This window comes from Streptomyces sp. NPDC093546, assembly GCF_044765045.1.
GTDB lineage: Bacteria > Actinomycetota > Actinomycetes > Streptomycetales > Streptomycetaceae > Streptomyces.
The window spans coordinates 289388-303103 of the sequence record NZ_JBIWJG010000006.1; the positions used below are offsets into that span (position 1 = coordinate 289388).

General features: G+C 72.1%; 13 protein-coding genes. 5 read left to right on the top strand and 8 right to left on the bottom strand.

The annotated features are described in order from the left end of the window. The first annotated feature begins 1 nt into the window (after position 1). Together ACIRNI_RS16295 and ACIRNI_RS16300 are read left to right on the top strand one after the other, a co-directional pair. On the top strand, positions 2–1219 hold the full coding sequence (locus tag ACIRNI_RS16295; RefSeq protein WP_403552064.1) for an acetyl-CoA C-acetyltransferase: 1218 nt from the start codon (positions 2–4) through the stop codon (positions 1217–1219). A gap of 34 nt (positions 1220–1253) precedes the next feature. Further along, entirely contained in the window at positions 1254–3431 is a 2178-nt protein-coding gene (locus ACIRNI_RS16300; RefSeq protein WP_403552065.1) for a 3-hydroxyacyl-CoA dehydrogenase NAD-binding domain-containing protein, read from the top strand. A gap of 114 nt (positions 3432–3545) precedes the next feature. On the opposite strand, the gene ACIRNI_RS16305 is transcribed toward ACIRNI_RS16300, so the two are convergent. Beyond that, entirely contained in the window at positions 3546–4283 is a 738-nt protein-coding gene (locus tag ACIRNI_RS16305; RefSeq protein ID WP_403552066.1) for a MerR family transcriptional regulator, read from the bottom strand. A 126-nt stretch (positions 4284–4409) separates the two neighbouring features. On the opposite strand from ACIRNI_RS16305, the gene ACIRNI_RS16310 reads away from it, so the two are divergent. Continuing rightward, positions 4410–4898: a macro domain-containing protein gene (locus tag ACIRNI_RS16310; RefSeq protein ID WP_403552067.1), complete on the top strand. Its 489-nt coding sequence runs from the start codon at positions 4410–4412 to the stop codon at positions 4896–4898. Between the two features lie 60 nt (positions 4899–4958). Here the strand turns inward: ACIRNI_RS16310 and ACIRNI_RS16315 are convergent, their stop codons facing one another. The 6 genes from ACIRNI_RS16315 to ACIRNI_RS16340 form a co-directional block, all read right to left on the bottom strand. Then, entirely contained in the window at positions 4959–5525 is a 567-nt protein-coding gene (locus ACIRNI_RS16315; protein ID WP_403552068.1) for a hypothetical protein, read from the bottom strand. A 264-nt stretch (positions 5526–5789) separates the two neighbouring features. After that, the gene (locus ACIRNI_RS16320; RefSeq protein ID WP_403552069.1) at positions 5790–6785 is read right to left on the bottom strand and encodes a cation diffusion facilitator family transporter; all 996 of its coding nucleotides are present in this window, start codon (positions 6783–6785) and stop codon (positions 5790–5792) included. 92 nt (positions 6786–6877) lie between these two features. Continuing rightward, on the bottom strand, positions 6878–7867 hold the full coding sequence (gene sph / locus ACIRNI_RS16325) for a sphingomyelin phosphodiesterase (protein WP_403552070.1): 990 nt from the start codon (positions 7865–7867) through the stop codon (positions 6878–6880). Positions 7868–8045: 178 nt separating this feature from the next. Further along, complete coding sequence (locus tag ACIRNI_RS16330; protein WP_403552071.1) at positions 8046–8792, bottom strand: DJ-1/PfpI family protein; 747 nt, start codon at positions 8790–8792, stop codon at positions 8046–8048. 74 nt (positions 8793–8866) lie between these two features. Further along, the gene (locus ACIRNI_RS16335; RefSeq protein ID WP_403552072.1) at positions 8867–9601 is read right to left on the bottom strand and encodes a DJ-1/PfpI family protein; all 735 of its coding nucleotides are present in this window, start codon (positions 9599–9601) and stop codon (positions 8867–8869) included. Positions 9602–9769: 168 nt separating this feature from the next. Continuing rightward, the gene (locus tag ACIRNI_RS16340; RefSeq protein WP_403552073.1) at positions 9770–10717 is read right to left on the bottom strand and encodes a GlxA family transcriptional regulator; all 948 of its coding nucleotides are present in this window, start codon (positions 10715–10717) and stop codon (positions 9770–9772) included. Positions 10718–10884: 167 nt separating this feature from the next. Here ACIRNI_RS16340 and ACIRNI_RS16345 point away from each other — a divergent pair, with 167 nt between their 5' ends. Then, positions 10885–11394: a hypothetical protein gene (locus ACIRNI_RS16345; protein ID WP_403552074.1), complete on the top strand. Its 510-nt coding sequence runs from the start codon at positions 10885–10887 to the stop codon at positions 11392–11394. Positions 11395–11482: 88 nt separating this feature from the next. Further along, the gene (locus ACIRNI_RS16350; protein WP_403552075.1) at positions 11483–12352 is read left to right on the top strand and encodes an oxygenase MpaB family protein; all 870 of its coding nucleotides are present in this window, start codon (positions 11483–11485) and stop codon (positions 12350–12352) included. Here the strand turns inward: ACIRNI_RS16350 and ACIRNI_RS16355 are convergent. Beyond that, a complete protein-coding gene (locus ACIRNI_RS16355) occupies positions 12324–13694 on the bottom strand; it encodes a GH1 family beta-glucosidase (protein WP_403552076.1) in 1371 nt (456 codons plus the stop codon). The genes ACIRNI_RS16350 and ACIRNI_RS16355 overlap by 29 nt on opposite strands. Between the last annotated feature and the right edge of the window lie 22 nt (positions 13695–13716).

Here is a 13716-nt window from a genome sequence, read left to right on the forward strand (position 1 = left end):
AGTGAGCACCGAAGCGTACGTCTACGACGCGATCCGCACCCCGCGCGGGCGCGGCAAGGCCAATGGCGCCCTGCACGGCACCAAGCCCATCGACCTGGTGGTCGGACTCATCCACGAGCTCCGCGACCGCTTCCCGGGCCTCGACCCGGCCGCCGTCGACGACATCGTGCTCGGCGTCGTCGGCCCGGTCGGCGACCAGGGCTCGGACATCGCCCGGATCGCCGCCATCGCCGCCGGGCTGCCCGACACGGTCGCCGGCGTACAGGAGAACCGCTTCTGTGCCTCCGGACTCGAAGCCGTCAACATGGCGGCGATGAAGGTCCGCTCGGGCTGGGAGGACCTCGTCCTGGCGGGCGGCGTCGAGTCGATGTCGCGCGTGCCGATGGCCTCGGACGGCGGCGCCTGGTTCAACGACCCGATGACCAACCTGGAGACCAACTTCGTCCCGCAGGGCATCGGCGCCGACCTCATCGCCACGATCGAGGGCTACTCGCGGCGCGACGTCGACGAGTACGCCGCGCTGTCGCAGGAGCGGGCCGCCACCGCCTGGAAGGAAGGCCGCTTCGAGCGGTCCGTCGTCCCGGTCAGGGACCGCCGCAGCGGCCTCGTCGTCCTCGACCACGACGAGCACATGCGGCCCGGCACCACCGCCGACTCCCTCGCCTCCCTCAAGCCGTCCTTCGCGGCCATCGGCGACATGGGCGGCTTCGACGCCGTGGCGCTGCAGAAGTACCACTGGATCGAGAAGATCGACCACGTCCACCACGCCGGCAACTCCTCCGGCATCGTCGACGGCGCCGCGCTCGTCGCCATCGGCAACAAGGAGGTCGGCGAGCGGTACGGGCTGACGCCCCGCGCGCGGATCGTCTCCGTGGCGGTCTCCGGGTCCGAGCCGACCATCATGCTCACCGGTCCCGCCCCGGCCAGCCGCAAGGCCCTCGCCAAGGCGGGGCTCACCATCGACGACATCGACCTGGTCGAGATCAACGAGGCGTTCGCCGCGGTCGTGCTGCGCTTCGTCAAGGACATGGGCCTGTCGCTGGACAAGGTCAACGTCAACGGCGGTGCCATCGCCCTGGGCCACCCCCTTGGCGCCACCGGAGCCATGATCCTGGGCACCCTCGTCGACGAACTGGAGCGCCAGGACAAGCGCTACGGCCTCGCCACGCTCTGCGTCGGCGGCGGCATGGGCATCGCCACCGTCGTCGAGCGCGTCTGACCGTCCCGTCCGCACCCCTTACGGAGAGCAGCACATGACCGAGAGCACCACCATCCGCTGGGAACAGGACGAGACCGGCGTCGTCACCCTCGTCCTGGACGATCCCGACCAGTCCGCCAACACCATGAACCAGGCCTTCCGCGCCTCCATCGCGGCGATCGCCGAGCGCGCGGAGTCCGAGAAGGACGCGATCCGCGGCATCATCTGGACCTCCGCCAAGAAGACTTTCTTCGCGGGCGGCGACCTCAAGGACATGATGAAGGCCGGGCCCGAGGACGCCCAGCGGGTCTTCGACACCTCCACCGAGATCAAGAGCGCGCTGCGCCGCATCGAGACCCTCGGCAAGCCCGTCGTCGCCGCCATCAACGGTGCCGCGCTGGGCGGCGGTTACGAGATCGCCCTCGCCTCGCACCACCGCATCGCCCTCGACGCGCCCGGCTCCAAGATCGGCCTGCCCGAGGTCACCCTGGGCCTCCTGCCGGGCGGGGGCGGCGTCACCCGCACCGTACGGCTCATGGGCATCGCCGACGCGCTGCTGAAGGTGCTCCTCCAGGGCACCCAGTACCCGCCCAAGCGGGCCCTGGAGAACGGCCTGGTCCACGAGGTGGCCGCCACCGAGGACGAGATGCTCGCCAAGGCGCGGGCGTTCATCGACGCGCACCCCGAGTCCCGGCAGCCCTGGGACGTCCCCGGCTACAGGATCCCCGGCGGTACGCCGTCGCACCCGAAGTTCGCCGCCAACCTCCCGGCCTTCCCGGCCAACCTGAGGAAGCAGCTCAACGGCGCCCCCTACCCGGCGCCGCGCAGCATCCTCGCCGCCGCCGTCGAAGGCGCCCAGGTCGACTTCGAGACCGCCCTGACCATCGAGGCGCGGTACTTCACCGAGCTGGTCACCGGACAGACCGCCAAGAACATGATCCAGGCGTTCTTCTTCGACCTCCAGGCCGTCAACGCCGGCAGGAGCCGCCCCCAGGGCGTCGAGCCGCGCACCGTCCGCAAGGTCGCCGTCCTGGGCGCCGGGATGATGGGCGCAGGCATCGCGTACGCCTGCGCCAAGGCCGGCATCGACGTCGTCCTCAAGGACGTGTCGCTCGAAGCGGCCGAGAAGGGCAAGGGGTATTCGGTCAAGCTGCTCGACAAGGCGCTCGCGCGGGGCCGGACGACCGAGGCCCAGCGCGACGAGCTGCTGGCACGGATCACCCCGGCCGCCGACCCGGCCGACCTGGCCGGCTGCGACGCCGTCATCGAGGCGGTCTTCGAGGACACGGCGCTCAAGCACAAGGTGTTCCAGGAGATCCAGGACGTCGTCGAGCCCGACGCGCTGCTGTGCTCCAACACCTCCACCCTGCCGATCACCCTCCTGGCGGAGGGCGTCGAGCGCCCGGCCGACTTCATCGGCCTGCACTTCTTCTCGCCGGTCGACAAGATGCCGCTCGTCGAGATCATCAAGGGCGAGCGGACGGGTGACGAGGCCCTGGCGCGCGCCTTCGACCTCGTACGCCAGATCAAGAAGACGCCGATCGTCGTGAACGACTCGCGCGGCTTCTTCACCTCGCGCGTCATCGGCCAGTTCATCAACGAGGGCGTGGCGATGGTCGGCGAGGGCGTCGAGCCCGCCTCCGTCGAGCAGGCGGCGGCGCAGGCCGGCTACCCGGCGAAGGTGCTCTCCCTGATGGACGAGCTGACGCTCACCCTCCCGCGCAAGATCCGCAACGAGACGCGGCGGGCCGTCGAGGAGGCGGGCGGCACCTGGCCGGAGCACCCCGCGGACGCGGTGATCGACCGGATGGTCGACGACTTCGGCCGCACCGGCCGCAGCGGCGGCGCGGGCTTCTACGAGTACGACGAGGAGGGCAAGCGGCAGGGCCTGTGGCCGGGCCTGCGCGAGCACTTCGGCGGATCCGGGGCCGGGGCCTCCGTCCCCTTCGAGGACATGAAGGAGCGGATGCTCTTCTCCGAGGCGCTGGACAGCGTCCGCTGCCTGGAGGAAGGCGTGCTGACGTCGGTCGCCGACGCCAACATCGGCTCCATCATGGGCATCGGCTTCCCGGCCTGGACCGGCGGCGTGCTCCAGTACATCAACGGCTACGAGGGCGGCCTGCCCGGTTTCGTCGCGCGGGCGCGGGAGCTCGCCGAGCGGTACGGGGAGCGGTTCCAGCCGCCGGCGCTGCTGGTGGAGAAGGCGGAGCGGGGCGAGACGTTCGGCGACTGAGCCCCGGTCGTCGGGGCGGCCGTCCGGGTCCACCGGCCGGTCGCCCCGGTGCCGGCCCAGTGCCGGTCCAGCGCGGGCCCACCACCGGGCCCGGCAGCCCGCACCGCCCCCGGCTCACTCCGCCCGGAAGGCGGCGCGCAGCTCCTCCTTCAGCGACCGCTGGAACGCCGTGACCAGCGCCTGCACCACCAGCGGCTGCATGTGGGCGGACAGCGACTTCATCGCCGCCAGGTGCTCCGGATCCGACTCGCGCTCCCGGTACGGGTTCCACACCTCGTCCCGGAACAGCCGCGTCAGCTCCTGCGCCGCCGAACGCGTGTGCTCCAGCAGCACCGTACGGGCCGCCAGGATCGTCTCGTGGGCGATCGGCACGTCCAGCAGCCGCACGCCCAGCCGCAGCAGCCCGGCGTCCACCCGGTAGGTGTCCGGGTCCTCCGTCCGCGCCAGTACGTCCATCGCGGTCAGCCGCGCCACGTCCTCCTCCGACAGAGCCCGGCCCGCCCGCCGCTCCAGCTCCGCCCGCGACAGCTCCTCCGGCGAGTCGGGCGCCCAGGTCGCCACCAGCGCCCGGTGGATGGCGAGGTCATGGGCGCTGAGGTCCGCAGGCAGCTGCTCCAGGTAGCGTTCGATGGCGGCCAGCGTCATCCCCTGGTGCTGCAACTCCTCGATGAGCGCGAGCCGCGACAGGTGCTCGGGGCCGTAGAGCCCCACCCGGCGCGGCCCGATCACCGGCGGCGGCAGCAGCCCGCGCGTGCTGTAGAACCGCACGGTGCGCACGGTGACACCGGCCCGGGCCGCCAGCTCGTCGACGGTGAGCGTCGGCTGCTGGTGCTCCTCGGTCTCGGTCGCCATGGGGGGCCTCACTTCCGGTGGTGCGGCGTGCGATGCGTCGGTGAAACAGTATTGCTGTCTCACCAATGATGTGAAAGTCCGGTGCCATTGTCAGTGGTCGCCCGTACGGTGGTGAGGGTGACGGGGATGCAGGAAACCGCTCGGGTTTCATACGTACAGGGGGACGCCACCACGCCGGTCGGCAGGGGCGTCAAGATCATCGCGCATGTCTGCAACGACCTGGGCGGCTGGGGCAAGGGCTTCGTCCTCGCCCTCTCGCGCCGCTGGCCCGAGCCGGAAGCCGCCTTCCGGCGCTGGCACCGGGAGCGCGCCCGCAACGACTTCGGCCTGGGGGCCGTGCAGTTCGTCCAGGTGGAGCCGTATCTCTGGGTGGCGAACATGGTGGGGCAGCGGGGGATCCGCACGGGCAGCAAGGGGGTGCCCGTGCGGTACGAGGCGATCGACGCCGCCCTGGACCAGCTCGGCGCCAAGGCGGTCGAGCTCGGGGCCTCGGTGCACATGCCGAGGATCGGATGCGGGCTGGCGGGCGGGAAGTGGTCGCGGGTGGAGCCGCTGATAGCCGAGCGGCTCGTGGCGCGGGGCGTGCCGGTGACGGTGTACGACCACGCCGGCTGAGCGCGCGTCAGCCGGTGAAGTCGCCGGTCGGGACGCACCCGTCCGCCTGATCGGGTGCCCTTACACGCGGCGGGTCTGGGGAGCGTTCGACTCCTGGCCTTCGCTCGAGGGGTCCTTGGGGGGGTTCGGCGGGGAGAACTGCACGCAGCTGGTCGTCGGCACCACATTGCCGACGACCTCGACCGGCCGGTAGCAGACGTTGATGCCGACCTGCTTGTCCATCGGCCCGAGGACGAGGTCGGGCCGCAGCAGCGGAACGATGGTCCAGCAGCCGTTGCTGGACGGGAGGATGTACCAGCGCTGGGCGTCGGCCCGCTGGCCCTCTTCGTTGAGCGGGCGGGGGTCCTGAAGCAGGACACCCAGCCCGGTCGGGTTGTTGGGGTCGATCGCCATTTGCTTCTCGTCCGCCATGGCGCTCTGCAGACGGTAGACGACGTTGCCGTCGCGCACGTCCTCACAGATCACCTTCCACAGATGCTTTTTGTCGGTCTGAGTCGCCAGTGGATAGGTGCGGATCTGGAGATCGAACTCCTTGGTGATGTAACCGCCGCTGAGCTGGTGCACGATCATGATCGGCTCGCCCTTGCACGTGGAGCTGACAATGGCGCTGAGCGAATTCTGGTACATCGCTCTTTTCCTTTCGGGGCTGCGAGCATGCGGAAGCGTTTACGGACCGCACACATCGGGGTGCGTCCGGCAGATGTGCCGGACGGTGACGACGTTGTCATTCCCTTGCGTGCGCACCCGACCCCGGATTGGCAATCACCCGCCACATTCGCCTCGCCGTACGCGCCACGCGTATTCAGCGCATTCCGTACGTGGATACCGAAATACGGCTCCGGAATTCCCGGACGGCCCCGCACCGCATTCCCGTCGTCGGCACCGGCGCGGCTACGCGCTCCCGGCACCCAGGGCGCGGAGGTGGTGCGCCAGAACCTCATGCGGGTCCGCGTCCGCCGCGTGGCCGTGGTCCACGTGGACGGTCACCGCGGCCAGCCGGGGCACGCCGTGCAGCAGGGCGTGCTCCGCCGCGACCGCCACCGCGTGCGCCTGCACGACCGTCAGCGACGGGTCGACCACCACGGACGTCTCGGCGCGCAGCGCATGGCCCAGCCATCGCATCCGCACGGCCCCCACACCCCGTACGCCGTCGACATGGGAGAGCACGTGCTCCGCACGGTCCACCAGGGCCGGGTCCACCGCGTCCATCAGCCGGTGCCAGACCTCCCGCGCCGCGCCCCGCAGGACCAGCAGGATCGCGGCCGTGATGGCGAGCCCGATCAACGGGTCCGCCCACCGCCACCCCAGCGCCGCGCCGCCCGCGCCCAGCAGCACGGCGAGCGAGGTGAACCCGTCCGTGCGGGCGTGCAGCCCGTCGGCGACCAGCGCGGCCGACCCGATGCGCCTGCCCGTACGGATCCGGGCACGCGCCACCCACTCGTTGCCCGCGAACCCCACCAGCCCGGCGGCCGCGACCGCCGGCAGATGGCTGACCGGCTGCGGCTCCAGCAGCCGCCGCACCGCCTCGTATCCGGCGAACACGGCCGACGCCGCGATCACCAGCACCACGAACACGCCCGCGAGGTCCTCGGCGCGCCCGAAGCCGTACGTGTAGCGGCGCGTGGCGCCCCGCCGCCCGAGGACGAAGGCGAGCGCGAGCGGCAGCGCCGTCAGCGCGTCCGTGGCGTTGTGCACGGTGTCACCGAGCAGCGCCACCGAACCCGACAGCACGGCGACGACCGCCTGGGCGACGGTCGTCGCGGCCAGCACCCCGAAGGAGAACCACAGGGTGCGCAGCCCCTCCGCCGACCCCTCCAGCGCGGCGTCGATCCGCTCGTGAGGCTGGTGGTGATGGTGACGATGGTGGTGGTGTCCATGGCCCGTCATGAACACCACCATGGCAGCGCAACACCCCTGCAGCCACTGCGGAGATACCCCCTCCGACCAGCTGCGAAGCGCTCGCGCCTGCAAGTCGCCCGCTACTGTCCGGACGCCACGACCGGGTAGTGGTCGGACAGGTTGGTGTACGTGTACCGCTTGCCCCAGCTCGACACCGTCCAGGGCGCGCTCTGCTCCTTGATCACCTCGTTGGTCCAGCCGGCGGGCCGCGCGTGACCGGCGCGGTGCAGGACGTAGTCCAGGTCCTCGCGCGGGTCGTCGGGGTAGCGCTCCGCCGCGATCGAGTTCTGCTCGGTATCGAAGGAGTACGCGTGCCCGGTGCGCGCGTCCGCGCCCGCCAGGCCCGCGTCACCGAGCATGGCGGCGTACTCGGCGCTGTGCGAGTCGACGTTGAAGTCGCCGGCCACCAGCACCTGCTCGGACGCCGGGATGTTCTTCGCGTCCAGGAAGGCGTCCATCGCCTTGAACTGCCGGCTGCGCACCTGCGCCGCCTCGCCCGCCGCGCAGCCCGAGTCCGTCGACTGGGCGTGCGTGCCCACCACATGGACGCGCGCGCCGTTCACGTTCAGCACCGCGTAGACGAAGCCCTTGTTGGAGTACCAGTCCGCACCGCACGCGTCCTTGTAGACGTACTGCTCCTTGCGCACGATCGGCCACTTGCTCAGCACGGTGACCCCGCCGTCCTCCGGCGTCGTCGCCGAGTACGCGCCGCTGGTCGCGTCCCAGCCGTCCTTGCCGCGGCCCATCACCGGCGTCTGGTACGGGTACTGGCCCGCGGAGTTGCGCAGCAGCGCGTCGGAGGCGCCGTTGTCGAACGCCTCCTGGAGAACGACCACGTCGTTGCCCTGGTAGAAGCCCGTCTTGGGGATCTCCGCCGCGCGGTGGTCCTGTCCCCAGTTCGGGTAGAGGTTCTTGCTGAAGAGAAAGGCGTTGTACGAGAGGACCTTGAGGTGCGGCGTCCCGGCGGTGGACGCGGCGGACGCCGACGGCGCGGTGGCGCCCAGCGTGGCGGCGGCGAGCACCACGGGCACCGCGGCTGACAGGGAGCGGCGGGTCAGGGGACGTGGCACGACGAACTCCTGCGGAGTGAGGGGGGTTTGGACGTGGCGCCGCACATCACATCATCTGCGGTTACTTTCCGGTAGCCGTCGGGTGGACCTTTCCCGACGGGTGAGAGAAAGGCCGCGGTTGCGCCGGACCCTGTCGCGGCGGTGCCCGACAGGCTGGACACCGCCGAGAGCCTGAGGGCTAGCGCGCCGCGGCGGCCGACGTCCACACCGTGCCGCGCGCCTCGTACTCGAGCATGGCCTCCAAGCCGGTCGCGGCGTCCGGGCCCAGTTCCCGGCGTACGAGCCAGAGGCCCAGGTCCAGCCCGGATGTGACGCCGCCGGCGGTCACCAGGTCACCGTCGTCGACGACCCGGGCGTTCTTCACCACACCGCCCTGGTCCTGGAGGTCCTGCCGTGCTCTGTGGTGCGTGGTGCAGGGCCGGTTCCGCGTCAGACCGGCCGCCGAGAGCAGCATCGTCCCCGTGCACAGCGCGCTGACGGTGAGGCCCGGCCGCGCGGCCGCGGCCAGGGCCTTCGGCAGTGCGCCACGCTGGATCTCGGCCCAGACGCCGGGGCTGTCCCGGCGGGCGTATCCACCGCCCGGCACGACCAGCAGATCCGCCCGGTGCGGTGCCCAGGGGCGCACGCCGTGGACCTCCGTCCCGTATGCGGCCCTGACGGCCGTGGTGCCGTCGACGGTGACGTACCGGACCTCCACCGGGCGGGCGGCGAAGAAGGGGGCGGCGGAGAAGACCTCGTAAGGCGCGATGAAGTCGAGCTCCTCGACGCCCTCATACAGGACGATGTGTACGCGCAGGGGTTTGCCGCCCACGGCGGCGGCCGGCTTCGGGGCGGCAGCCGGGGCGGGCGAGGCGGCAGCCGCTCCCGCGGCCAGTGCCGTGGCACCGACCGCGGTCGAGGCGCGGAGCAGGTCTCGGCGGTTCATGCGGGTCTCCCATGGGTGTCGGGGGTGGGTCGGTGAACAGGTCGGTCGGGACGCCGGTCGTCGTCAGGGGAGGTTCACGGGGTCCGGCGCGAGCGCCATACGGTGCCCCGGCGCTCGTACTCGAGCACCTCCTCGGCGAAGACGGCCGTCTCGTGGCCGTAGAACCGTTCGACGAGCCACAGCCCGAGGTCGATGCCGGAGGTGACTCCGCCGCAGGTCACCAGATCACCGTCGTCGACGACCCGTCCGCCGACCACCTGCCCGCCCTGGGCCCGCAGGTCGTCCTTGGCGATGTGGTGGGTGGTGCAGGGCCGGCCGCGGGTGATGCCGGCGGCGGAGAGCAGCATCGTCCCGCTGCACACGGCCGCGAGGAGCAGCCCCGGCCGCCGCGCCTGCGCCAGGGCCTTGGGCAGCCTGCCGCGGTCGATCTCCTTCTGCAGGCCTGATCCGGGACCGTACCCGCCACCCGGCACGACGATCAGGTCGGCAGAGGACGGCGACCAGCGGGCTCGGCAGACGATCTCCATGCCGGCGGCGGTGACGACCGTGCGCGGCCCGTCCGCCGTGACGAAGGTCTGCTCGACCGGACCCCGGTCGCCGACGATGCCGAAGACCTCGACCGGTCCGGCGAAGTCCTGTTCCTCCACGCCGTCGTACAGCACGGTGTGCACGCGAAGGGGCTCATGGCGTCGGCGGGCCGGACCGGGGGTGTCGGCTTCCGCTGGGCCGGCGCCCGCGAGGCCGACGCCTGCGGCCCCGATGCCGACCGCCGCCCCAGCGCTCGAACGCAGCAGATCGCGCCTGTGCATGGATCCTCCAGGAAGAGTGGGAAGGCCTCCCGGCGCCGCCGCGTGCGGCGCCCGAAGTGCGACAACAGGCCCAGTCTTTCGACGGAGGACGCGAGGTGACAGTGGCCCCAGTGCCCATGTGGCGCAAGATGCGGCCACGACGGGAACCCGGCCCCGCCCCGCCCGTCTTCACACCCGGAAGCTTGCGCGGTACGCCTTCGGAGTCGTGCCCACCTGCTGGGTGAAGTGGTGCCGGAGAGCCTCGATGGACCCGAAACCGGCGCTCTCCGCGATCCGGCCGACCGGCAGGTCGGTGGTCTCCAGCAGTTCCCGGGCACGCTGCACGCGGTGCGCGAGCAGCCACCGCAGCGGGGTCGTCCCGGTCTGCGCCCGGAAGCGCCGCGCCAGGCTGCGCCTGCTCATGGAGGCCTGGGAGGCGATGTCGGCGATGGTCAGCGGCCGGTGCAGGTTGTCCCGCATCCACCGCAGCGTCCCGCCGAGGTCGTCGGTATCGGTGCCGGGCTCCCGGTACTCGATGAACTGGGCCTGGCCTCCCTCCCGCTGCGGGGCCATGACGATCATGCGGGCCACCTCGGCGGCGACCGCCGCGCCCTGGTCCCGGCGCACGATGTGCAGGCACAGGTCGAGGCCTGCCGCGATGCCCGCGGAGGTCAGGACGTCCGCGTCGTCGACGAACAGCACGGAGGGGTCCACCGTCACGTCGGGGTACCGCGCGGCGAGGTCGTCCGCGAAGCGCCAGTGCGTCGTCGCCCGGCGCCCTTCGAGCAGTCCGGCCCGGGCCAGGACGAAGGCGCCCGTGCAGATGGAGGCTATGCGTGATCCCGAGGCCGCCGCCTCCCTCAGCAGTCGGACCACCCGCGGGTGCGGGGTCTGGTCGGCGGCGATGCCCGGGACGATGAGGGTGTCCGCGCCGCGGGCGTCGGCCAGGGCGTACGGCGCGGTGAGGCGGAAGGGCTCCGCTTCACCCGCCCGCGTGGTGACGGCGCGGTCCGCGCAGACCCTGATCTCGTAGGCGGGCGACCCGTCGGGCCTGCGCGCGAAGGCGAACACCTGGCAGGGAATGGTCAGGTCGAACGCTGACACACCGTCAAGAGCCAGTACGGCAACCACATGCATGCGCCTGCACGGTACGCGACGTGCCCGCGCGTCACCGACGGAGCGGTCCGGGGACGTCACGGCGACCACGACGGAACGCGGGGCCGCCGCGTCAACTCCCGTCAACACCGCTCGTGTCCCGCTCCGACCGGTCGGGACGGATCGAGATGACTCGGTAGGATCCGGACATGGACTCGACGGTGACTCTTGCCCGGAACGCCGAGGTGTTCCCCTTCGATCTCGGCCCGCTCAACCCCGTATGGGCGGAACTCATCATCGGCGTCGTGTTCTTCGGCGCCACCTTCCTCATCATGGCCAAGGTGATCCTGCCCCGGATCAACCGCACTCTGCAGCAGCGCCAGGACGCCATCGAGGGCGGCACCGACCGTGCCGAGGAACTGCGCGAGCAGGCCGCCCAGCTGCGTACCCAGTACGAGGCCGAGCTCGCCTCGGCGCGCCACGACGCCGCCCGCATCCGCGCCGAGGCGCACGAGCAGGGCGCGGCCGCCCTCACCGCCGCCCGCGAGGAGGGGGTGCGCGAGCGCGAGCGGATCCTCACCGCCGGGCACGCCCGCATCGCGGAGGAACGCGCCGCCGCCGAGTCCCGCCTCGCCGACGACGTGGAGGCATGGGCGCGGACCCTCGCCGAGCGGATCATCGGCGAACCCGTCTCCGCCCGCCCCGCCGACCGCCGCTGACCCCCAGCCCCCACCTCGCACCCGGTGATCGATACTGGTAACGGGGCCCACCCCGGGCCCCGGAACCGCACCGAGGAGCACGACGGCCATGGCAGCAGCAGACCCGGCACCGCCACCCCCCGGCGGCGTGCTGTGGACCCTCGCGGGTGACATACGCGGCCTGCTCATGCTGCCCGCCGCCCTCACCCTCCAGGTCGCCCACCCCGCCGTCGGCGCCGGCGTCGACGAGCACTCCGTCTTCCGCACCGACCCCTGGGGCCGCGGCGAGCGCTCCCTGCGCTCCCTCCAGCTGTGGGTGTACGGGGGCGAGGCCGCCGCCGAGGAGGGGCGCAGGCTCCGGCGGCTCCACAAGACCATCCAGGGCACCGACACCCGCGGCCGCCGCTACCACGCCCTCACCCCGGCCAACTACGCCTGGGTCCATGCCACCGGCTTCCCCGTCTTCCACCACGCCTACCGCTACCTCGTCCGCCCCATGACCGGGGCACAGGAGCGGCAGCTGTACGCCGAGTGGCTCCAGGTCGGCCGGATCCTCGGCCTCCACGACCGCGACATGCCGCAGACGATCGAGGACTTCTGGCCGTACTACCGCAAGGTCCTCGCCGAGGAGATCGAGGCCACCGTCGTCGTCCGCGAGCTCGTCGCCACCGACAGCCCGGTGCCCCCGCCCGACCGCGGGCCCCTCCCGACGCGGCTCCTTCTGCGCGCCCTGTGGCCGGTCCTGCTGCCGCCGCTCGCCCGCTTCCGCCGCTTCGTCACCATCGGCCTCATGCCGCCCGACGCGCGCGCCGCCCTCGGCCTGGAGTGGACGGACGAGCAGGAGCGCGCGCTGCGCCGCTTCGGCCGGGTCGTACGAGCCGTCGTCCCCGTCCTGCCCGAACGCCTGCGCTACCTCCCTCTCGCCCGCGAGGCGCGCCGGCGGCACCGCCTCAGCCCGGCAGCCCGCCCCGCGCGATGACGTCCGCGTACCACCGCGCACTGTCCTTCGGCGTACGCCGCTGGGACGCGAAGTCCACGTGCACGATGCCGAACCTCTTGCCGTAGCCGTACGCCCACTCGAAGTTGTCCAGCAGCGACCACAGGAAATAGCCGCGCACGTCCACACCGTCCGCCAGCGCCCGGTGCACCGCGGCGATGTGCGCGTGCAGGTACGCCACCCGCTCGGGGTCGTGGACGTCGCCCGACGGATCGGCGTAGTCGTCGTACGCCGCGCCGTTCTCGGTCACCATCAGCGGTACGGCGGGCAGCTCGTCGCGCAGCCGTACCAGCAGCTCGTACAGCCCGTCGGCGTCCACCGGCCAGTCCATCGCCGTACGCGGACCCGGCGCCGGTACGAAGCGGACGTGCCCCTCCGTGCCGGGCCAGGGCGACGGCGACGCGGACGTGCCCGCCCCGACGACCGTGGGGGAGTAGTAGTTGATCCCCAGCGAGTCGACCGGCGCGGACGTCACCTCCAGGTCCCCGTCCCGCACGAACGACCAGTCCGTCAGCGCCGCCGTGTCCGCCACCAGGTCCGCGGGCAGCCGCCCGTGGAAGACCGGGTCCAGGAAGAGCCGGTTGCCCAGCGCGTCCACGCGCCGCGCCGCGTCCCGGTCCGCCTCCGCCTCCGAAAGCGCTCTCACCGCATGGAGGTTGAGCGTCAGCGAGACCTCGGCCGCCGCCGGAAGAGCGGCCCGCAGCGCCTGCACCGCGCGCCCGTGCGCCAGGTTCAGGTGGTGCGCCGCGCGCAGCGACGCGACCGGGTCCGTGCGGCCCGGCGCGTGCACCCCCGAGGCGTACCCGAGGAAAGCCGCGCACCACGGCTCGTTCAGCGTCGTCCACGTGGAGACCCCGTCGCCCAGCGCGCCCGCCACCAGCGAGGCGTACTCGGCGAACCGCTCCGCCGTCTCCCGGTGCGGCCAGCCGCCGGCGTCCTCCAGCTCCTGCGGCAGGTCCCAGTGGTAAAGGGTGGCCACCGGCCGGATGTCCGCGGCCCGCAACTCGTCCACGAGCCGCCGGTAGAAGTCCAGGCCCTTCTGTACCGCGGGCCCGCGACCCGTCGGCTGCACCCGCGGCCACGCCACCGAGAACCGGTAGTCCGTCACCCCCAGGTCCTTCATCAGCGCGACGTCCTCGCGCATCCGGTGGTAGTGGTCGGCGGCGATGTCCCCCGTGTCGCCGTTGCGGACCTTGCCCGGCGTACGGCTGAAGGTGTCCCAGATGGACGGCGTCCGGCCGTCCTCGTCGGCGGCGCCCTCGATCTGGTACGCGGCCGTGGCCGTGCCCCAGCGGAAGCCGTCCGGGAAAATGAGCTCGGTCATGAGACTCCCAACGCAACAGAGA